At 43.4% G+C, this 20809-nt stretch carries 19 protein-coding genes and 4 pseudogenes; 9 read left to right on the forward strand and 14 right to left on the reverse strand.

The window, feature by feature from the left end; all coding sequences use genetic code 11:
• Window positions 1-245: 245 nt before the first annotated feature.
• Both ACQY1Y_RS18830 and cobO read left to right on the forward strand, forming a co-directional pair.
• Complete coding sequence (locus tag ACQY1Y_RS18830; RefSeq protein ID WP_430013347.1) at window positions 246-1052, forward strand: Uma2 family endonuclease; 807 nt, start codon at window positions 246-248, stop codon at window positions 1050-1052.
• Between the two features lie 74 nt (window positions 1053-1126).
• Entirely contained in the window at window positions 1127-1732 is a 606-nt protein-coding gene (gene cobO, locus ACQY1Y_RS18835) for a cob(I)yrinic acid a,c-diamide adenosyltransferase (RefSeq protein ID WP_002737079.1), read from the forward strand.
• Here the strand turns inward: cobO and ACQY1Y_RS18840 are convergent.
• The 6 genes from ACQY1Y_RS18840 to pstS all read right to left on the reverse strand — a co-directional run bounded on the left by ACQY1Y_RS18840 (window position 1729) and on the right by pstS (window position 8124).
• The gene (locus tag ACQY1Y_RS18840) at window positions 1729-2910 is read right to left on the reverse strand and encodes an aldo/keto reductase (RefSeq protein WP_430013348.1); all 1182 of its coding nucleotides are present in this window, start codon (window positions 2908-2910) and stop codon (window positions 1729-1731) included. The genes cobO and ACQY1Y_RS18840 overlap by 4 nt on opposite strands.
• 136 nt (window positions 2911-3046) lie before the next feature.
• Window positions 3047-3811 (reverse strand): type I methionyl aminopeptidase, encoded by a 765-nt coding sequence (gene map, locus ACQY1Y_RS18845; protein WP_002737845.1) that lies wholly within the window; start codon window positions 3809-3811, stop codon window positions 3047-3049.
• A gap of 222 nt (window positions 3812-4033) precedes the next feature.
• Window positions 4034-4846 (reverse strand): phosphate ABC transporter ATP-binding protein PstB, encoded by an 813-nt coding sequence (pstB, locus tag ACQY1Y_RS18850; protein ID WP_002794329.1) that lies wholly within the window; start codon window positions 4844-4846, stop codon window positions 4034-4036.
• 8 nt (window positions 4847-4854) lie between these two features.
• Window positions 4855-5739: a phosphate ABC transporter permease PstA gene (gene pstA / locus ACQY1Y_RS18855; RefSeq protein ID WP_002778972.1), complete on the reverse strand. Its 885-nt coding sequence runs from the start codon at window positions 5737-5739 to the stop codon at window positions 4855-4857.
• Window positions 5740-5743: 4 nt separating this feature from the next.
• Window positions 5744-6718, reverse strand: a complete 975-nt coding sequence (pstC, locus tag ACQY1Y_RS18860) for a phosphate ABC transporter permease subunit PstC (RefSeq protein ID WP_271936337.1) — start codon at window positions 6716-6718, stop codon at window positions 5744-5746.
• Window positions 6719-7110: 392 nt separating this feature from the next.
• The gene (gene pstS, locus ACQY1Y_RS18865; RefSeq protein WP_002778969.1) at window positions 7111-8124 is read right to left on the reverse strand and encodes a phosphate ABC transporter substrate-binding protein PstS; all 1014 of its coding nucleotides are present in this window, start codon (window positions 8122-8124) and stop codon (window positions 7111-7113) included.
• 997 nt (window positions 8125-9121) lie between these two features.
• Here pstS and ACQY1Y_RS18870 point away from each other — a divergent pair.
• Window positions 9122-10144 (forward strand): annotated as a pseudogene (locus tag ACQY1Y_RS18870) (IS630-like element ISMae23 family transposase); the annotation flags it as partial.
• Here ACQY1Y_RS18870 and ACQY1Y_RS18875 read toward each other — a convergent pair.
• On the reverse strand, window positions 10131-11075 hold the full coding sequence (locus ACQY1Y_RS18875) for a TIGR04168 family protein (protein ID WP_430013349.1): 945 nt from the start codon (window positions 11073-11075) through the stop codon (window positions 10131-10133). The pseudogene ACQY1Y_RS18870 and the gene ACQY1Y_RS18875 overlap by 14 nt on opposite strands.
• A 366-nt stretch (window positions 11076-11441) precedes the next feature.
• On the opposite strand from ACQY1Y_RS18875, the gene ACQY1Y_RS18880 reads away from it, so the two are divergent.
• The gene (locus ACQY1Y_RS18880; RefSeq protein WP_002736283.1) at window positions 11442-11639 is read left to right on the forward strand and encodes a hypothetical protein; all 198 of its coding nucleotides are present in this window, start codon (window positions 11442-11444) and stop codon (window positions 11637-11639) included.
• Window position 11640: 1 nt separating this feature from the next.
• Here the strand turns inward: ACQY1Y_RS18880 and ACQY1Y_RS18885 are convergent, their stop codons facing one another.
• The 3 genes and pseudogenes from ACQY1Y_RS18885 to ACQY1Y_RS18895 form a co-directional block, all read right to left on the reverse strand.
• A complete protein-coding gene (locus tag ACQY1Y_RS18885) occupies window positions 11641-12807 on the reverse strand; it encodes a cysteine desulfurase family protein (RefSeq protein WP_430013350.1) in 1167 nt (388 codons plus the stop codon).
• A 148-nt stretch (window positions 12808-12955) separates the two neighbouring features.
• A complete protein-coding gene (locus tag ACQY1Y_RS18890; RefSeq protein ID WP_430013351.1) occupies window positions 12956-13237 on the reverse strand; it encodes a Nif11-like leader peptide family natural product precursor in 282 nt (93 codons plus the stop codon).
• A gap of 18 nt (window positions 13238-13255) precedes the next feature.
• Window positions 13256-14271: pseudogene (locus ACQY1Y_RS18895) on the reverse strand (IS30 family transposase).
• Between the two features lie 96 nt (window positions 14272-14367).
• Between ACQY1Y_RS18895 and ACQY1Y_RS18900 the strand changes: the two are divergent.
• Together ACQY1Y_RS18900 and ACQY1Y_RS18905 are read left to right on the forward strand one after the other, a co-directional pair.
• Window positions 14368-14692: pseudogene (locus ACQY1Y_RS18900) on the forward strand (IS630-like element ISMae26 family transposase); the annotation flags it as partial.
• 151 nt (window positions 14693-14843) lie between these two features.
• A pseudogene (locus ACQY1Y_RS18905) lies at window positions 14844-15254 on the forward strand (transposase); the annotation flags it as partial.
• Between the two features lie 36 nt (window positions 15255-15290).
• Here ACQY1Y_RS18905 and ACQY1Y_RS18910 read toward each other — a convergent pair.
• From ACQY1Y_RS18910 to ACQY1Y_RS18925, 4 genes are all read right to left on the reverse strand, one after another.
• A complete protein-coding gene (locus tag ACQY1Y_RS18910) occupies window positions 15291-16232 on the reverse strand; it encodes a hypothetical protein (protein ID WP_430014693.1) in 942 nt (313 codons plus the stop codon).
• A gap of 216 nt (window positions 16233-16448) precedes the next feature.
• A complete protein-coding gene (locus ACQY1Y_RS18915; RefSeq protein ID WP_430013352.1) occupies window positions 16449-16991 on the reverse strand; it encodes an NUDIX hydrolase in 543 nt (180 codons plus the stop codon).
• Window positions 16992-17264: 273 nt separating this feature from the next.
• Window positions 17265-18437 carry a CBS domain-containing protein gene (locus ACQY1Y_RS18920; RefSeq protein ID WP_430013353.1) on the reverse strand — a complete coding sequence of 391 codons (1173 nt, stop codon included), beginning with the start codon at window positions 18435-18437 and terminating at the stop codon, window positions 17265-17267.
• A 238-nt stretch (window positions 18438-18675) separates the two neighbouring features.
• Complete coding sequence (locus ACQY1Y_RS18925) at window positions 18676-19116, reverse strand: recombinase family protein (RefSeq protein WP_002751593.1); 441 nt, start codon at window positions 19114-19116, stop codon at window positions 18676-18678.
• A 274-nt stretch (window positions 19117-19390) separates the two neighbouring features.
• On the opposite strand from ACQY1Y_RS18925, the gene trxA reads away from it, so the two are divergent.
• The 3 genes from trxA (at window position 19391) to ACQY1Y_RS18940 (ending at window position 20792) form a co-directional block, all read left to right on the forward strand.
• On the forward strand, window positions 19391-19714 hold the full coding sequence (gene trxA / locus ACQY1Y_RS18930) for a thioredoxin (protein WP_002751595.1): 324 nt from the start codon (window positions 19391-19393) through the stop codon (window positions 19712-19714).
• Window positions 19715-19794: 80 nt separating this feature from the next.
• Window positions 19795-20121 carry a hypothetical protein gene (locus tag ACQY1Y_RS18935; RefSeq protein ID WP_002751596.1) on the forward strand — a complete coding sequence of 109 codons (327 nt, stop codon included), beginning with the start codon at window positions 19795-19797 and terminating at the stop codon, window positions 20119-20121.
• A 53-nt stretch (window positions 20122-20174) separates the two neighbouring features.
• Complete coding sequence (locus ACQY1Y_RS18940; RefSeq protein WP_002737762.1) at window positions 20175-20792, forward strand: CP12 domain-containing protein; 618 nt, start codon at window positions 20175-20177, stop codon at window positions 20790-20792.
• The last annotated feature ends 17 nt before the right edge of the window (window positions 20793-20809 follow it).

Raw genomic sequence — 20809 nt, forward strand, 5'->3', positions numbered from 1 at the left:
GTGAGTTACTTACCCAGAGAGCGATTCAGGCATATTTGATCAGAATTGGCTATCTCAATTGTTAAGCAAAAATCGACCAAATGGGTCGATTTCGTAGCTATTCTGATTGACTGGTAACACTTGAAATGCCCACGCGGATCACAAAATTGGCCAATTGTCAATAGCATTTGAGATGCTCTCACCCTGTACTACTACTGACTCATAGCTGTTATAATTAGATAAATGTCCCAGCCAGGGGAAAAACTATGACAACTCTCGACATTTTACCAGAAGTTACCTGTCCCCCCACGGATTTATGGAGTGATGAACCACCCTTGGAAAGTGATTTACACCTGCAACAAATCATAATTCTACTCAGTTGTCTAGAATTATTATGGCAAGAGAAAAACGATTACTACGCTTCCGGTAATCTGACTATCTACTATAACGAAGAACAACTGAAAAAGCGCGATTTCTGCGGTCCTGATTTTTTTGTGGTTTTAGACACAGAAAAACGTCCCCGCAAAAGTTGGGTGGTTTGGGGAGAACAGGGGAAATATCCCAATGTAATCGTCGAGATTCTCTCCGATTCCACGGCCAATATTGACCGAACTAAAAAGAAAATTCTCTATCAAAATACTTTTCGCACTCCTAATTATTTTTGGTTCGATCCTAATACCTTAGAATGGCAAGGATTTAGACTAATTGAGGGACAATATCAAGCTATTTCTGCTAATGAGCAGGGTTATCTATGGAGTGAAGAGTTAGGATTATATTTAGGCATATTTGACCGAAAACTGCGTTATTTTACCGTTGATGGTCAATTGGTTCCCACTCCCCAAGAAGCTGAATTACAGCAAAGACAAGCAAAGGAACAGATTCTTTTAGAAAAGGAACAGATTCTTTTAGAAAGGGAACAGATTCTTTCAGAAAAGGAACAGGAAAGACAGGCAAAAGAACAGGCTCTCCTAGAAAAAGAACAGGCTCTTTTAGAAAAAGAACAAGAACGACAAGCTAAGGAAAGATTAGCGGCAAAATTACGAGAATTAGGCATCAATCCCCAGACAATTTAGCCGGTTAAAATCTGCAAACAGCGATCGATAACCCCTTGAGTTACAATTATCTTGATTTGACTGGATAGACCCGAATGCAACTCACTCCCGAACAATACAAAGAAAAAATGCAGCGCCGCAAGGCAATCCAAGAAGAACGTTTAGCCGAAAAAATCGCTGAAAAAGGTTTAATTATCGTTAATACTGGCGATGGTAAGGGAAAAACCACGGCAGCCCTCGGTATGGTTTTACGTTCCCTCGGTCATGGTTACAAAGTGGCGGTGGTACAATTTATCAAAGGTGCCTGGGAACCTGCCGAACAAAAGATTTTTAGTGTTTGGGGGGAACAAATCGAGTTTTATGCAATGGGGGAAGGTTTCACCTGGGAAACCCAAGATAGAGAAAGAGATATAGAGAAAGCCCAAGAAGCATGGCAAAAAGCCCTAACTTTTCTCGAAAATCCCCAATATCAATTAATTTTACTCGATGAGATCAATATCGCCCTTAAATTCGGTTATCTGGATATTCAGGAAGTTATCGCTGGTTTAGCCCGAAAACCCGCTAATTGCCACGTTATTCTCACTGGTAGAGGAGCTTTACCCGAATTAATCGAGATAGCGGATTTAGTCACGGAAATGAAGTTAATTAAACATCCCTTTCGTCAACAGGGAGTGAAAGCGCAACCCGGCATCGAATTTTAACTACTGCTTAAGCGTTGTACCGTCTCTCCCGACAATAATCGATGAGTTTCAGCGAGAAGATGGGGAATTTGATCAGCGTGAGGACTAGCGGCTAAACAGGCAGTTAAATCGAGTTTTTCCACCTCTTTTGCCTGTTGACCCGGGAACCAATGACCCCCATTACCCAAGAGATTGTATCTGGCCCTAGCAAAGTCAATCATATCGTAGGCGATAGCGAGATTGCGTAACCAGAGGATAGAAGGAATATTGATGTGATTGGGGGTATTTTCCCAGCTAGGTAAACCTAAAGACCAAGTTTTCACCCAATTATCGCCTAAACAGTTGATCATCTCTCCTTGCAATCTCTCGATAATTGCTGGTAAAATCTCCTCGGCCCGATCAAGTAAGGGTAAAGTTTTCAGGTGTTCATCAAAATCCTTGGCTCGCGCTGCACCAATACTCAGGGTATGAACAGCCGGATGACTGAGACAGAATAGGTCATTAAAAACCATCGGACTGAGAGGAGAACAGAGAGCGACGAGCTTAGGGGGAGGATTGTAGAGATGGCCGCCCTTATCGGAGGGACTAATGATAAAAACGCCCATATCGTGCTGTTTTGCCGCTTCTATGGCCAGCCAGTTATTCTGAAAAATATAGTACCAGTGCAGATTGAGGTAATCGTAACAATTTGTTGCAATAATCTTGACAATTACATCAGTTGGTGCATGGGTGGAGAAACCGATAAAACGAACTTTTCCCTGTTGCTGTAATTTTTTCGCCTCTTGCCAACAACCGCCCTCGGCCATAGTGTCATCGAGAATTTCAGCGGTGTTGATGCCATGGATGCCCAACAAATCCACATAATCTAACCGTAAAAATTGCCTGGATTGCTCAAATTTACGGCGAAATTCCCGCACATCTTGACTAGGAGAAACTTTCGTCTGCACGATAATCTTATCCCTCGGTAGTTGCGGCAAAATTTTGCCCAATTGCATCTCGGAAGTGCCGTAACCCCTAGCGGTTTCGATGTGATTAATCCCCACTTCTAGAGATTTATTTATGATTGCCTCTAAATTGCCTTGATTCTCGTCGGGAATTTGCGACATCGGCACATCCTGCCACTGAAATTGATAGCGCATTCCCCCACAGGAAAACACCGGCATTTGTAGATTAGTGCGACCGAAACGACGATACTGCATATATTCAGTTATCAGTTATCAGTTATCAGTTATCAGTGGGGAGATGGGTGACCACTTCGTGCGCGTTGCGGGGGGTGATGGGGTATTAGTTGAAACTTCCCTATTTCCCCATTCTCCCATTCCCTGTTCCCTAAATTTAATCGGGTAAAGTGAGAATTTCGACACCGGTTTCAGTGACGGCAATGGTGTGTTCAAATTGGGCCGAAAGTTTACCATCTTTAGTAATAGCAGTCCAACCGTCTTTTAAGAGAATATGTTGCCAAGTACCCTCATTAATCATTGGTTCAATGGTGAATACCATGCCGGGGCGAATTGTTTTGCCTTTGCCGCGAATGCCGTAGTGGGGAACCTGCGGACCGGTGTGAAAAACATTACTAATACCATGACCGACAAAATTTCTAACCACTGAAAATCCTTGTCCTTCGGCGTATTCTTGGATAGCCGCGCCGATATCGCCGATTTTACCCCCCGGCTGCACTGCATCTATGCCTCTTTGCAGACATTCTCTAGTCACTTCTACTAACTTTTTCGCTAGGGGGGAGGGAGTACCGACAAAGAAAGTCTGGGAGGTATCGCCGTGATAACCCTCTAAAATCGGGGTGACATCGATGTTAATAATATCGCCGTCCTTAAGGATTTGAGCGGCGCTGGGGATGCCGTGACAGATAACCTCGTTAATGCTAGTACAGATGGACTTAGGAAAGCCATGGTATCCTAGGGGCGCACTTTTGGCTCCATGGGCGCGAGTCCAACGTTCTGCCTCGTCATTGATTTCTAGGGTACTTACCCCCGGTTTAACCATATCTGCCAGATGCTCTAAGAGTTTAGCTGCTAATCGTCCGGCTCGACGCATTTTTTCAATTTCCCGGGAGGAGAGTAAGGTGATGGTATCGTTGCCCATGAATTATCCGACTGTTAAGAAAGATTCTTGTTACATTTCTTATCCTAGCAAAATCGGGCAGCGTTATGGTTTCGGGAGTGGGGTGTAGGGTGTGGGGTGTAGGGTGTGGGGTGTAGGGTGTGGGGTGTGGGGAGAATAAATAAAAATAATCTCCTGTCTCCTGACTACTGATAACTGACTACTGATAACTGATCACTGATAACTGATCACTGATAAGAGAAATTAACCGAATCTACCGGCTACATAATCGCGAGTTTGTTGATTAACTGCATCGGTGAAAATTTTCTGGGTGGTGTCAAATTCCACCAAATGGCCGACGCGGCTTTCATCGGTATTAAAAAAGGCCGTGCGATCGGATACTCTAGAGGCCTGTTGCATATTATGGGTGACAATCACGATCGTGTATTGTTGCTTCAATTCATGGATTAATTCCTCGACTTTGAGGGTAGAAAGGGGGTCTAAAGCGGAACAAGGTTCATCCATTAATAATACTTTTGGTTTTACTGCCAAGGCGCGAGCAATACACAATCTTTGTTGTTGTCCTCCCGATAATCCTAAAGCGGATTTATTCAACAGATCTTTAACTTCATTCCAAAGAGCAGCTCCTTTTAAAGCTGATTCCACAATCCCATCTAATTCACTGCGACTAGCGGAACGATAAATTCTAATACCGTAGGCAATATTATCGTAAATACTAGCGGGAAAAGGATTAGGACGCTGAAACACCATACCCACCTGTCGCCGTAAGGTATGAAGGTTAACTTTGGGGGCGTAGATATCTTGGCCAAAAAACCTAACTTTGCCCTTAACTGTCACCTCTCCTTCTAATTCCCCGATGCGATTGAGGGCTTTTAAGAGAGTGGATTTACCACAACCGGAGGGGCCGATCATGGCGGTTACTTGCCTTTGCGGGATTTCTAAAGAAACCCCTTCCAGGGCTTTTTTACTACCGTAGAAAAAGCTAAGATTTTCGACTTCGATCGCCGAATTAGCTAGAGAAGTAGGGGTGTTCATGGTAGAGGAATCGATCATCATAAAAATGCTTAATTTGAGCGTTTACGAGTAACAAAACGGGAAAGAAGGCTAGTAATTAAAACTAAGATAATCAGCACTAAAGAAGCTGTCCAAGCTAGGGAATTTTGTTCAGGAAAGGGGGAACTAGCATAGTTATAAATCAACACCGTTAAAGCCGGTGTGGGCGACCAAAGACTTTCTTGCCAAAATTGACTAAATAAAGCCGTAAACATTAAAGGGGCAGTTTCTCCGGCAGCCCGGGCCACCGCTAATAATATCCCGGTCATAATCGGTGCGATCGCTGCTGGCAGGACAATGCGAAATACCGTATCGAAACGGGAACCCCCCAAAGCGGAGGAACCGAGACGGTAGGACATGGGTATTAGTTTTAGCGCCTCTTCCGTGGTTAAAGCGACGATGGGCAACATAATCACCCCTAAAGCAAAGGCCCCCGCTACGGCGGAAAATTGTTTGGTAGTTAACACCAAAACCCCGAAGGAAAACACCCCGACGATAACGGAAGGGGTACTACTCAACACCACGATCGCAAAGCGCAGAATACCGCCAATTTTGGAACCCCGAGCGAATTCCGAGAGAAAAACCCCGGTAAGAATCCCCAGAGGTATGCTGCCTAAGGCCGCTAAACCGACCATGGTTAAAGTCCCGACGATCGCATTAGCAAAACCGTTGGGAACACTAGGATCGGAGCCAACTGGGGCAGGTAAAGAGGTGAAAACTTGCCAATTAAATCCGGGTAAACCTTCTTTGACAATTTGAAAGAGGATAGCGAATAAAGGCAGAATAGCGACGGCACTAAGAGCGATCGCTAAACCCGTGAGACCGTTGGTAAAAAAATGCCGCCACGGTGACAGGGGTTGCTGTAAATCTTCTTCGGGAAAGGCTCCTTGAGTCATAAAATTAACGATTGCGGTTGATAAACTGTACTAACAAAGCCGCTACACTATTGACGGCTAAGGTAATAACAAATAGAATCAAAGCTAGATACATCAAAGCTCCGATGTGGACTTTTTCAAAAGCTTCTGGGAAAGTATTAGCTAGTACAGCAGGAATAGTATAACCGGGGGCCAAGAGGGAGGGACTAATAATCGAGGAGTTACCGATTACCATAGCCACCGCCATGGTTTCCCCTAAAGCACGCCCTAAACCGAGGATAATCGCCCCGATAATGCCAGAACTGGCCGCCGGCAACAGCACGCGCCAGATGGTTTCCCAACGAGTCGCACCTAGGGCCATGGAGGCGCTGCGTAATTCCGGGGGGACGGTAAGCAAAACATCGCGACTGATAGCGGAAATGGTCGGCACGATCATGATCGCCAGGATCACACCGGCAATCAACATACTCGGTCCCAAAGGTTGGGTACTAAATAAAGGGAACCAAGCAAGATTTTGAGATAACCATTCTTGCAGGGGTTTAAGCACGGGAATTAGCACGAAAATCCCCCATAAACCGATAATTACACTGGGAATCGAGGCAATTAATTCCACCAAAAAACCGATGGGATAACGGATACTGGCCGGCAAATAATTCTCGCTCGTGGTTAAAGCAACGGCAACACTGAGGGGAATAGCTAATAAAAGAGCCAGAATCGAGGAAACAACGGAACCGAAAATAAAGGGTAAACCACCAAATTTGAGGACGTTCACATCCCAAGTGGTTCCCCAGAGAAATCCCAGACCGAATTCATTGATCGCCGGCCGCGCATCCTGAAAAACAATCCAGGCCATCCAGAGCAGAAAAATTAAACCGGAGGCGGCACAAATCCAGACTAAGACTGTAAAAATGCGATCAAATAAACCGGCAGTGCCGGGGTTTTCGTTAAGATTGGCCGCTGAAAGCTCAAAAGACTCAACGGGTTTAGAAAAATTGGCCATAAGTATAGATCGCGATTACCAGTTATCAGTTATTTCAAATACAACTGTATGGGCTGAACATTGTTCAGCCCAGAGAAAAGAAATACTTGCCGTTATTAGTTATGGGGTTAACTGGTAACTTTTTTCCATCTTACTGGAAAGCGGTGACAATCAAGCCCAAACTAATACAAAAGTATTTAGGTTTGCTGAAAAAGTACGGGCGAAGCATTCGGTTAGAAAATCTCCGGTTTCACCGATAGGTTATTGCCCGAATGCTTCGCCCCTACAGGACGCGGGCCGATGAAGACGCAAGGTTTTCAAAGACGATTCTCTCAAAATTTGCACCTGTTTCGCGAGAAAAGCCACAAAACCCTTACCTTACCTACATTTCACATTTATTCAGCAAACCCTATTTATTTAATTTTGTTAACTTCGGCTAAAACTTTTTGAGTCACCGATTGAGGAATCCGGGTAAATTCCAATTGATTGTTAATACCTTGACCGGTGGTGAGAATCCAAGTCAACAGTCTTTTAATTTCCGCCGCTTTTTTGTTATCAGCGTAGTCTTTCGGTACTAATAACCAAGTAATCCCGACGATCGGATAACCACTGCCCGGATCGTCCATATTAGCGGTAAAATCGGCGTTAAATTTGATCCCTTCCATAGCTTTGTTAGCTTGGGTGAGACTGGGTTCGACAAATTGACCAGCTTTATTTTGAATTCTGGCGGTTCTCATGGTTGCCCCTTCATTTTTGCGGGCAAAGGTATCTTGAACGTAACCGATCGAGCCTTCTGTTTGTTTAACCAGGGCTGCCACACCATCATTTTTCGGTCCCTTGAGAACCGTAAAACCCCAGTTAGGTTCTTTGCTGGTTCCCACTTTACTTTTGAAAGAAGGACTAATAGCACTCAGGTGAGAGGTAAAAATCTCGGTAGTACCGCTACCATCAGCCCTAACCACTACTTTAATCGGTCGGTCGGGCAGTTTCGGATCTACTTGTTTCCAGTTGGTGATCTCGCCACTGAAGATTTTACCCAGGTTAGCCCGGGAAATTTGCAGGTTATTTACCCCCGGCAAATTATAAACCACGGCGACGGCTCCTCCGGCGGTGGGAACTAGCAGTAAACCGTTTTTCATCTGGCTTTTTTCCGAGGAAGAAGGAGCGGCATCGGAAGCCCCAAAATCGACGGTTCCGGCGATAAATTGCCGAATACCAGCACCGCTACCGACAGAATTATAGTTAACGGTGACACCAGTGGCGTTTTTATAGTCGGCAAAATAACGCTGGTATAGGGGTGCGGGAAAGGAGGCTCCTGCACCGTTCAGGGTTTGGGCGAGGGTTTCTCCCATCGTCCCTGCTAAGGCCGCTGCCGTGGCGAAGGAGACGGCACACACACGAGTTAGGGTAGCAGTTGAGAATATCATAAGTTTTCCGGTTGAAGAATCCTGCACAATTGGGAAAGTTAAACTTTCTTCAAGATATAGTTTAATGCACAAATATTACTTTTAAATCTAGAAATACTTTAGATTTTTTTTGGTTAAGATTTGGTAAAGTTTAAGTTAAATTTACTTTAAAAAAAGTCAAACCTTTTGGCAACAATTTAGTTATACCGATCAAGACAAAAATCCATTGTAAGCTATAGGGATTCTCACACCAATTTGGCACATTTAAACCTTTGCTGATTGAACTTTTCAACATCAATAATGTACCCCTTGCGAACAGGAAACGCTATATAAATAGCTATCTTTTTAATGTTTCATCGCTTCTATTATTTTCATGGTTTCGACGCTGACAGTACAGACTCTTTGCAGTAAGTCAATTACTGTTTCTTTATAATCGGCGAAGCGATAGTTATTAAATCTTTCGGCGATGGTTTGATCTTTGGGTTTCTTTTCCTTATGTGAAGAAGCCGAAAATCAATTTAGTTGTAAAATACCTACACCTGTCAGAGAGGGCTCTTTTGGATTTGGTAGGTAAAATGTATTCTGAGATACAGTCCCCGTATTTCTCACAAAAAGTGCGATCACCAACCCCAGAAGCTTTACAGAATGAGGGTTTGAACAGAGCGCTCGCCTCGAAGTACAAAGGACAGTGTGTTGACGTTCCAAGACTTAAAATCATTATCAATTAGACGTTAGGAAAAAGAAGCAATTGATTACCATTTTTTTAGGCTAATTAATTGGGTTCTTCGGTTTGTGTTATGCAATGGACTGGGATTATAAGGGATGGACTCCTTATGTAGAAAGGCATTTGGCGATTTTTGTCAATTGTTTTTTATCTAGAGCGAACTCATCAATTAAGTCTCTTGCCAGAGAAAGATTTAGTCAATTTATGCCCCCCTATCGAACCATAACAAGTAACGAAGAGCCATAAATTTCCCAAAAGCTTCATCGAAATGTGTAATTAATTTTGCTTGGGTACTTAGCTGATTTTATTGGCTGTTCACTCAAAACGGTCGCCCATTGGTGTGTTCACGGCGATCCTAACAATTTAGAAAGTCTAGAAGATGGGAGAAAAAATGGAAATCATAAAAAAGCCACAGAGGAATATATTAATTTACTATTGAAAATAGTTGATGAAGACCCGAAGGAATTTGGATATGAATTCGGGAGATGGACAGCGGCAAGATTAGCAGAGCATCTAGAAAAGGAAACAGGAATTAAACTGAGTGGCTCGCAAGTGAGAAGAATATTGAGAAGAAAAAAGTATGTGTATATCTGGGCGAAATATAGTCTAGAAGATAAGCAAGACAAGAAATTAAGAAAAGCATTTAAAGAAAAATTAGATGAATATTTAAGGTTGGCTAAAGAAAAGCCAGAGTCAATCCAGGTATGGTTTTGAGACGGGGCTTTCAAGGTGGCGACGCAGGTTCGCCACACAGCTCCTCATGAGTGTGGATTTAGTTTGAGAGTAATAAGAAGGAGAGCTTGGACAAAAAAAGGAAAGCGAAAAAAAGTGAATGGACAAAGAAAAAGAGGAAGGGTGAATGTGATGGGAGCCTTAAGATATAATGACAAAAAACGAGTCTGTTTTATGATCAAAAAAGGAAATTCAGAAACTTTCCATGAACAATTAAAGAAACTTCATGAAGAGATTCGTCAAGAATGGATAAACTTGGGAAATCTGCCCGAAGATTTTCGAGAAAAGTGACCTAAGATTATCATTATATTAGACAATGCTAGTTATCACAAAAAGAAAGATGTTATTGAGCAGGTGGAAAAAGAGTTGCCCAATATTAGGCTAGAGTTTTTACCAGCTTATAGTCCAGATTACCACCTAATAGAATTAGTGTGGCATTCCGCTAAAGAATACATAGCTAATCGAGAATTTGAAAATAAAGAAGAACTGGAAAAAGTAGTCAATCAGCTTTTAAATGAAGGGGGATTGATTATTAAATGGAGTAGAAAACTTAAAAATAAGGGTAATGCTGTCAATGTAACTTAAATGCGTAAAAGCTTAGCCGATCAATTGATGCCCCGGAGTGATAAAGTTTTCTATTACTGATAATCTCGAAATTATCGTTCAACCAGATTAAAGATGCTTCTGTGACTAGACCTTCTTCAAGAGTGACTAGGGAAAAATTGCGAGATTTACCCTTATCGGAGTGGAGAATGCGAGGGACACTGGCAGCATTCAGATAAACAGTTCCCATCTCGGAAGTGACCACGGGATTGCGTAAACGGGAAGTAGTATGACGGAGACGGTGGTGCATATGACCGAAACTGACGAGAGGAACCTGTTTTCCTAATAGCTGTGCTTGTGCGATGGCCGCTGCTAAATCCGGATCCCCGTGGTCCCCTCCCAAGGGTTGCCAATCCCGACCACAGATAGCTTCCGCTTCCTTTCCCAGTCCGGCTGGACCATTGTGACCTAAAAAAATCAGGTTATTATAGGCAGTATCTTGAATATTAGCGATAATTTTGGCAGTAGATTCGGCAAAACTGCTGATATTATAGCGTTCTTGAAAAAATTCCCCATTTTTCCACTCGGAACCCCCCCAAGTAAAGGGACGACCCCCAACAATCGAAAGCTCTAAACTGGGTAGGTCTAGTTTTGAGTAACCCACATGGGCAACCCCTAATAATTCTAACTGGGCGGTGACACGATCTTCCTTGTTGCGATCGTAGGGACATTGTTTTCGTCCCCAGGGGGTGGCGCTATACCAAGCGTCATGATTACCGAGAATAACGGCTTTTGGTAAGGACAAACTGGCAATCCGACCGACAATTTCTAGGGATTCATTGCCAAAATCGCCGACAAATAGGGCTAAATCCACTTGTAAAGCTTCTAGAGCTAAATTATCTTCTATTTCCCATTGGTCGTGAATGTCACCGATGACGGCGATTTTATAGGTGCGAGGGAAAGAACTTACCATTACCAGTTATCAACTATCATTTACCAGTAACGATCATAGCTAGGATTGGCCGAATAAATCTAAAAACCTTGTCGGATAATATCTTGAGGCTTTTTTGAAATCAAAAAAGTGCCGGTCATTGGCGTAATCGGCTCAATTTGGTCGAAATATCTAGAGGAAATTTTGGGCGCAATAATATTATTGTAGGGGCGAATTGCATTCGCCCTCTTGGAATAACTTCTGCTGCTGACCTATAGGTGAGGTAAAGTCACAAATTAGGAGATGCAGCCGATAATTTTCTGGAGATGTAAAGATTTAAAACAAAGTTACCCACAGTCATCGGTTTGTTTGTAAATTTAGATACAGAATTATCAGGGTGATCTGTGTATGTCTTTACTACAATACCGCACTACTGCCGTTGTTACTTGTCCCCAAGCAAACACATGGGTACAACTCAGAATGCTCCCCTCTCCATACAGCTTTGATGAAGCACTACTACTCTGTGAACAGGATCAGGGCCGTTGGGTGGCATGGATTCCCGATTTTGGCGAAATTATCTTGATCGAAGGGCAATTTGAGTCATAAACTAACTCTTGCTCACAATTAAAGCAGATAAACAGCGATCGATCACTTGTTTTAATACTAGAGCCGTCCAATCAATATCGGCTGCGCTGGTGTCCCTTCCCAGGGTTAAACGAATTCCCGCTAATGCTTCTCGATCGCTGTAGCCCATAGCTTTTAAAATTGGACTAGGGGAAAGTTTGCCACTATGACAGGCGGACCCAGAACTAATGCCGATTCCTGCTAAATTAAGCTGACGAACTAGCTGTTTTCCCGTGATCTGACTGTCATCGTCGGGACGGACAATAAAGCTGACGTGGTGGGGTAAACGATAGAATCGGTCCCCCGTGGGCAGCAGATAAGGATAATCGGCTAAGAGGTCAAATAATCGATCTCGCAGGGCGATTAAACGCATTTTTTCGCTAATTAAGTCTTTTTGGGCTAATTCAGCCGCTAAACCGAAAGCTGCGATCACCGGTACGGCTGGGGTTCCCGATCGCAGACCTTTTTCCTGGCCACCGCCCCGCAGTAATGGTAAAATATCGACACCGGCTCTGATGTATAAAGCTCCCGATCCTTGCATTCCATAAATTTTATGGCTGGAAAGAGATAATAAATCTACGGGCAGTTTCCGCACATCAATCGCGCATCTTGCCGCCACCTGCACCGCATCGGTGTGAAAAAGAACTCCCCTTTCTCTGGCAATGCTGCCCAATTCTTCAATCGGTTGTAGGGTTCCCACCTCACTTTGTCCGTAAATAATGGAAATTAAGACCGTATCGCTTTGAATTGCGGCTTTTAGGTCTAAAGGATTAACCCTACCTAGACGATTGACGGGAAGACGAGTAATTTGCCAACCTTGCTGCTCTAATTGTTTACAGGGTTCAGCGATCGCCGAATGTTCCACACTAGAAATAATTATATGACGGGGGCGGTTATACTGTTGAGCAACCCCGATAATCGCTAAATTATCGGCTTCCGTGCCGCCAGAAGTGAAGATAATCTGGTCTGGATTGGCATTAATTAACCCTGCTACCTGTTCTCTAGCCATTTCGATGACTGTTGCCGTATCCTGTCCCCAAGTGTGTAAACTGGAGGGATTGCCCCAATGATGCTGGAGAATAGTGGCAACCCGCTCGATCACTTGGGGATGAGTGGGGGTAGTGGCACTATAGTCAAGATAAATTTGCATTATTTTACAATCTGAGAAATGAGAGTCAAGACAGGCAGCTATTCTCAGTTTAGCCGTTTAAGAGATTAGAAAACGGGTTTCTTTAAGAAACCCGTTTTCTAAGAAACCCGCTTTCTTTAAGAATTGAGTTTTCGGCAGATTTGACGAGCTAAGTAAGGCAATCGATCACAAACTTCGGGGTCGCTTTCGAACGCAGATTTTTTTTAATTAAAAGCATCACATTTCTGAGAGATATATCAGGAAGTCTTCTACTTTCTTCGGAATAGTATTCTGCCAGATCTTCAGAGGTAAAGCTGAAGCCTCTCTCAGAAGCCAGTATGACAGTAAGATCCATTAAACTTTGGACATCTGTTGTTAGTTCTAGACTATCTTGAATTTCTAGATCACTCTTAGCAATTTCATTAAACTGTCTGACGGCTTGGATAGACATAAGTTCTCCTGTGATGTATTAAGATTGAGACCAAGAACGGCCGATGCAAGTCTGAATTGCATCACTATCTGATCTAGCTTGATAGAATACCTCATTGGGTGTCTGATAGTCAAGACATTTTCGAGGACGATTGTTAATTAAGTTTACGGCTCTTTCCACCTCCTCTGGCTTAACGATTTTAAAATTCGTTTCCTTGGGGAAAAATTGTCTTAACAGTCCATTGGTATGCTCGTTTAATCCCCTCTCCCACGAATGATAAGGAGTAGCAAAATAAAAATCTGCTCCTAGTTTCTCACTCAACTCTTGATGTCCACAAAATTCTTTAACCTTGTCACAAGTAAAGGTTTTTCTTTTGTCAGGGTGAATCTCTTGGAAAATTTTTTCTGTGACTCTATTGATTTCCGATGCGGTTTTGTTTTTGGCTAATCCTGCTACTAAAAATTTCGAGGCTTTGTCCATATATGTAACGAGAAATCCTAGATGATTGCCTCCAATCATTGTGTCACTTTCCCAATGACCGATTTCGGTTTTCTGGTCAGCAATTGCTGGTCGCTCGCTGATATCTACACGCTCTGGAATCCCTCCACGCTTACTTTTTGCTCCATTTCGACTCTTTCTTTTTCCTCGTCCAGCCGCGTAGGTATTCTTGATACTTTCCACAGTCAAGGGTAGTTTTGATAGATCATTTGATAGATGGTTTCATGACTGAGCGATTCTTGACCAGCTTTTTTCAGACGACCTGCTATTTGTTCGGGACTATGATAATCTTTTAATCCTTTTTTCACCAACTCTAAGGCTGACTCGCTGACATTTTTAAAGGGTTGTTTGGCATTTTTTCGCCTTGTCTCGCTTTGAGCTTGTGCTGTGTCAGGTAGATAGCAGCCAAGGGAACTTTGATTCCTTTTTAATTCCCGTGATATTGTGCTTTGATGACATCCGAGCCAGACGGCCATTTGCCGTTGAGATAAATTTCCCTCCTGACTAAGTTGGTAGAGCAAGTTTCTTTGTTCTATGTTAAGATGTTGGTGGCTCATTTTGGGTCTGATTTGTTTTTGTTAATGATCAGACAGTACCTGATGAGCCTTTCTTTGTCAACTCTTGAGGTTGATGCGTTTCATTTTTGAATTGGCGAAATCATTGAAGCTAACAATGATGCAACTCTCGAAGAATTATCGGACTTACTGTATGAAAAGACACAGGTGAAAGTCAGTAGAGCCACCCTGGGGCGGCTGACGCAAAAACTCAATTACAGTTTCAAAAAAAAACACTACACGCGGCGGAAAAAGAAAGTGACAGGGTACAGCAAAAAAGAGTGGGATACTGGTCAGAAGTTCGGGAAATTGAGGCATCAAAACTAATTTTCATCGATGAATCGGGGGTAAATTTAGCCCTTTTGAGACTCTATGCTAGAGACTTAATTGGCCGAAGAGCTAGGGGAAGAAAACCACAAAAAAGAGGGGTTCTTCTAGGTTCTGTGTGATAAGTTTAACTTACTGTATGATCGATCAATCTTTGTGTCCTTTGTGTCTTTGTGGTTCGTTCCACCCCCTCGCTAGGAGGAATGTATCTTAGAATACATTTTACCCACCAAACCTGGTAGAGCCAAAGAGGGAGAAATATTTCAATAATTAGTGCTATAAGCTTAGAAAAAGTTGTGGCATCAGTCAACATATACGGTGCAGTGGATGCGGTAACATTTGAAGGATTTATTCTGAAGGAAGTGCTGCCAAAAATTAAAGAAGGAGACTGTTTGATCATGGATAATGCCAAGATTCATCTCGGAGAAATGGTCAGAGAAATAATCGAACAAGAAAAAGCTAGACTCATCTATTTACCTCCTTATTCTCCTGAATTCTCTCCTATTGAAAACTTTTGTTCAAAAGTGAAAGCGATGTTAAGAAAACTGGAGGTGAGAACTTACAAAGACTTAATAGAAGGGATTGAATTGGCTATGTTAGAAGTTACTCAAAAAGATATTCGCAATTGGTTTACTCACTGTTCTTACTGTACCTCATAAATCAGAGAATTGCTATAATTTATAATTTATAATTACCTATAGATAGTTAAGTTTTTGAGCGATTAGAGGTAACGCAAGAGCGATAGCAACACTAACAATCATACCGATAAAAGCTTTCAAGGCATCCCCTAAAACCAATTTACCCGTGGCGGCTAAATTAGGGTTTTCTCTGGTTAAAGTCAGAGAAATTTCTCGACCTCCTAATAAACCTAAAAATACCCAAGTGGTACTCATGGGAATATGATTATAGCCAACAAAAAAGAGTAAAATTAAGCCATAAATCAAGTTAATAATTGTTGCAGAACGCGGATCATGGGCGTTAGTTTTGCTAGTGACAATTTTCTCGATTTGACCACCATGATTAATAAAAATGATAGTTTGCAGGAGTAGCATAACTGTTAGAGATAAAACTAACCATGTTGCCGCTAACTTTCTGGGAAGATAGGCGAAAATATTAGCAAAATCTTGCATTAACCATTGACTCCAGAGAAACCCGGTGGATAACCACTGTAAAACTACCCAGATTTTTTGAGGTTCTTTATTAACTGTTTCTAGGAAAAAGTTTTCTAATCGATAAATAATTCGATAGATGACTAACCCCACTATAACAGCAATAGCATAACCCCAAGCGGATTTAACTAACATTTCATCTAGAGATTGGGGAGCAAAAACTGTTAAAACTAAAAAGGTTGTACTCACAGGTATTCCCCAAGTGGTGAGAATTAAAATTGCTAAGGGAGGAACGATATAAATCCAAGTAAAATTTTCTGGGAAGGGAATCATTTCTAGTCGATTATAGGCCACATCTCCCTGATTAATATACCAACCAGCGATAAAAATCGAGGCTAAGATTATACTGGAATACAGCCATAAAATCCACCAGGGACGTTCTTCATTGGCACTTAAAAAAGTCCCTAAAGTCTGTAGGGAATCGTTGGCAACAATCGCATAAGCTGATAGAATAAAGCCAGCAATCATAAAAAAATTACTCATAGACAGTGGGAATTATAAATTATGAATTAAGTAGGTAGCTGTTAAAAGTTGTTAGACACCCCCCTTATCAAGGGGGGATCAGAGGCAAAATCTATCTTCAATTTAATTATAACTACTTACTTATCAATTATGAATTAGGTAGAATAAATAAAAATAATCTCCTGACAACTACCTCCCTATTAATATAACCGCTATAACTCCTTAATTTTGCTTTAAAAAATCCCTCGCTAAATAGAAAGCAGCCAAACTACCAGAGACAGTAATTTCCTGGGTATTAATTTCCTGTAAAGGTCGAAGAATAACTTCAATTTCCTCGGTAACATCTAACTTTTGTTGACCGGTGGGGATAGCATTAAGAGCCAAAAAAATATGAATTCTGTTAGTATCTTTAACGGGATTATCATACAAAACACCTAGAGGTATTAGAGAATCACTTTGATAACCAGTTTCCTCCTCGAATTCTCGACGCGCTGCCGCAGTAATATTATCTTCACCCGCATCTACTGCCCCGGCGGGAAATTCTAATAAAATTTCCTTAACTCCGTGACGATATTGACGGACAAAAACTAATTGATTATCCCCGGTAACTGGAACAACTAACACAATTTCAGGACGAATATTAACAAAATAATCGTCGATAACTTGTCCAGAGGACAACTGCACCGCGTCTTGACGGACTTGACACCAACGATTCTGAAAAACTAGCTCAGATTTAATAATTTGCCATTTTTTTAAATTAGTCATCGACAATCCTGTTATAATTGCAGTGAAATTACTAAACTTTTTTCGCAGATAATTATAAGTAAGTAGGTAGGCGTTAAAAATTATCAGATGCCCCCCTTATTAAGGGGGGAATAAGGGGGGATCGGCACCCCCCTTATCAAGGGGGATCCCCCCGCCTTCGGCTTCCCCCCTTATCAAGGGGGGCTAGGGGGGATCGAACCTAAAATCTATTTTTAATTTAATTATAACCAGCTACTTAACCAGATTTAGTATGAATAGAAGCAAACCGGTTATCTAAGAGCTAATTTTACGACCGAGGTGGGCAAGCTTATCTAGAACAGATTGAAGCAAAGATCGCCGCTGCTCGACGACAATATCTAAGTTAGCCAACATATACTTTACGTCTTTGTAAGCATTGTCTAACAAGGCCAGTAATAATTCGCGATCGCCAGCGCTCTCTTTTTCTGATGGGGTGCGGGTCCGTTGGGGTAATAAGTCCGCCGGTGGAGAAGGAAGGGAGGGCGATCGCTCGGACTCTAGCTGTTGAATGGTTTGTTGTAAATTTTCAATCACCCCATACATTTCCATCGGGTCAAAAACCCTTAACAGACTGGTTTGTGTAACAATGCCCAACCCCCGACCCCAGTTCCAAGAAACCACCAAACGCCCCACCCGCCGTTTTTGCATTTCCTGATGGGCCGTCCACAGGGAATCCTCCGGGTTGAGGAGAAATAACGGCGTACTCATCACCGTCTGGGCCCTAGTTTTGTGCAGATCGATTTGAACTGCTTGAAACTGGACAAGATCTCGCTCTGTCACAATACCAACGGGGTAGTCATTGTCTTCGGAATTTCTCTGGGTGATCACCACACAACTAACACGATGTTCCGCCATTAACTGGGCCAATTGCAAGACTGTGGCGGTGAGTGGGGCCTGTACCACTTGACTGGTCATCACATCCGATACGCGACGAAACCGCAATAGATTGGCCGGACGCAATATCTGGCGAATACTTTCATGGGAGATCACCCCGATTAAGTGTCCTTGGTCATCCACAATCGGCAAATGGCGAATGCGGTAGCGCCGAAACAAAAACAGGGCAGCAAAAATGTCTTGAGCAGATTGCTGGGGTAACGTGATCAGGGGATGTACCATCACATCAGCAACGGTTGTCTCGGTCAGGTTAATTCCTTGAGCGGTGAGTCGCACCACATCCCGTTCTGTCAAAATTCCTAATAGCTCTTGCCCCTGCACCACCAGCAGACAGCTAACACGCGCTTCTCCGGCCGGAGCAGCTAGAGGGGATAGGTCATCGGTGAGTAAACACAGACGACTATGGGCCTGACCGATCATGGCGATCGCATCTGCCAGGGAAGTGGTTGGCGGCACCGTCAAGGGGTGGCGATCAATCGCTTTTTCCAGATCGGGGGCCCAACTCAGAGGTGTATCGAGAGACATCAGCACCATCCTGCAATCGCAAAGGCCAAGATAGACAGAACAGCCACTGGGCAAAGAACCCAGACTCTCAGAGTTGCCAAAACCCGTTCTAAAACTATCTCAAAGTGTAGCGTCATTTAACTTTTTCCTAAAAGATGTAACGTTTTGTTACAATTTTTATTAAACTCGTAAAGATTTTAGACCCACTTCGGTGTATCATAGAGGGATGTAACAGGTTAAAGCCTGAAACTTTTTATTTAGGGGTTATTCAGCCTCTAATGGTTTCAGGAGCGGTATCACCAGACGCTGGGGTGAGTACTTCCGGGTTCTGGTCGGCCTGAAGGGTTACTCCGGAAATTCTGGACACCTTTCCATAAAGTCGATCCAGCACTCGCTTTACGGAAATACGCTGCCATGGTTGACCGCGTTTGGTGGTGTAGCCCTGTTCATTAAGCCAATCGGCGATCTTCTGCAAGGATTTCCCCGATTTGTGATGACGGCGAATCAGTTCAATGACCCGGCACTCTTCCGGATCATCCACTAATTCCCCATCGATCGATCGTTGTCCAAAGGCAGGGGAGCCGTAGCCCGCATAACCACCGTTGCTTGCTTTTGCTTGTCTGCCTTGTTCTAGCCGCTCCCAGGCAGATAAATCGTTGGAAGGGGTCGCTGTCATAGGGTATCTAAATGCAATAACTTGCAAAACCATATTATCGCAACTTAACGTCGCAAATTTGTTTTGATTGGGGGCAGCCGATGACGACTTACAAATTAAAACCCCTGCATGAGCAGGGACTAGATGTCACCATCGATGTCTGGGACAACCAAACTATAGACGATACCCCCGGGAGGCGGACAAAGTTAAAGGGTCAAAGGCCAAGCATTTTTAGATGAGGAGCGGTTCAAAGCTGAATTTATCTTGTAAAACGCACCGAGAAGAGAATTTGTCCTGAGTTACACAGCATCAATCTGGAGATATAAACATGGGTACGGCTACATTTATTCAAGATGAAACTGAATTTGATTCCCTATTAAACAGTGAATCCCTGTTGGTGGTAGATTGCACGGCAACCTGGTGTGGACCTTGCAAACTGGTGGCGCCGTTGATCGATCGATTGGCCGATGACTATCGCGATCGCGCCAAAGTCTTCAAACTTGACCTAGACAGTAACAAACCCGTGGCCAAACGCTTTGGAATTAAAAGTATTCCGGCTGTCATGGTGTTTAAACAGGGGAAATTGATAGAAACATTAGTTGGGGTTAAACCCTATGAAGAATTTACGGCAGCCGTAGAACGACAATTATAGTCTTCCACCGTGAACAAACACTCTGGGCAAACGTCCGAAGTTGACCCTTTCCTTCTCACACCACTATTCAATTTTGAGGTATGGCGATGAACAAGCTTATAGAAATCCGGTGTCCCAACTGTGGCAGCGTAGCTCAACGGCTCTTGAGCGATCGCCTGCCCGCAGGATATAAGTGTCCGGCCCGGCAAGTTGCTCAGACGGAATGCCCAGTGTGTGATTATTTCATCGCCATGTGTTGGCAAAACGGTGCTGTGCTGGAGGCCTATGCTCCGGGCATTCAGGGGAACACAGCTGCGGCCATGCCGCCCCAGCCCCAACCAGCGATCGCCCATTGGTCTTTGTCATCTGTGTTCAAAGTGGCACTCAGCCCACAAGAGTCTAGGAAATTGCTATCGGGACAACCCTAGTCAACTTTTGCATTTATACCAGTTCTTTAATTTAACAACACCATCCAACTCCTATGCTGCAAGCTCAAGAAATTATGACCCAAAACGTTGTCACCATTCGTGGTTCGGCAACGGTTGCCGATGCCGTGAAATTGATGAAAGAAAAAAAACTGCGGGGTTTGATTGTCGAACCGCGCCATGAACAGGATCCTTATGGAATTGTCACCGAAACCGACATCGTTTACAAAGTGGCGGCCTTTGGCCACGATCCTAAAACTATGCGGGTTTACGAAATTATGGCCAAGCCCTGTGTGGTTGTCAATCCCGAACTGGGGGTGGAATATGTAGCCCGGTTATTTGCTCAAACCCGCATTCGCCGCGCCCCGGTGATTCAGGGTAAAACTTTGCTGGGTATTATTTCTGTCAGTGATATTCTCTTCAAGAGCGATTTTGTTGAAAAGCCCAAGCGGTTGTTCATTGAAGATGAAATTGAAGCAGCCCGGGAAGACGCGCGGGCAATTTGTGCGGCCAAGGGTGAAATCTCTCCCGATTGCGCCGCAGCCTGGGATGTGGTGGAGGAACTCCAAGCCGAAGCCTCCCATCAACGGGTCAAAAAACAGGGGACTAACTCACTTCAGTCCTACTGCGAAGCCAATCCCAATGCCTTAGAGTGCCGCATTTATGAGGATTAAATCCTGGCGGGTTTTGG

The organism is Microcystis ichthyoblabe FBCC-A1114, from assembly GCF_050500245.1.
Lineage (GTDB): Bacteria > Cyanobacteriota > Cyanobacteriia > Cyanobacteriales > Microcystaceae > Microcystis > Microcystis ichthyoblabe_A.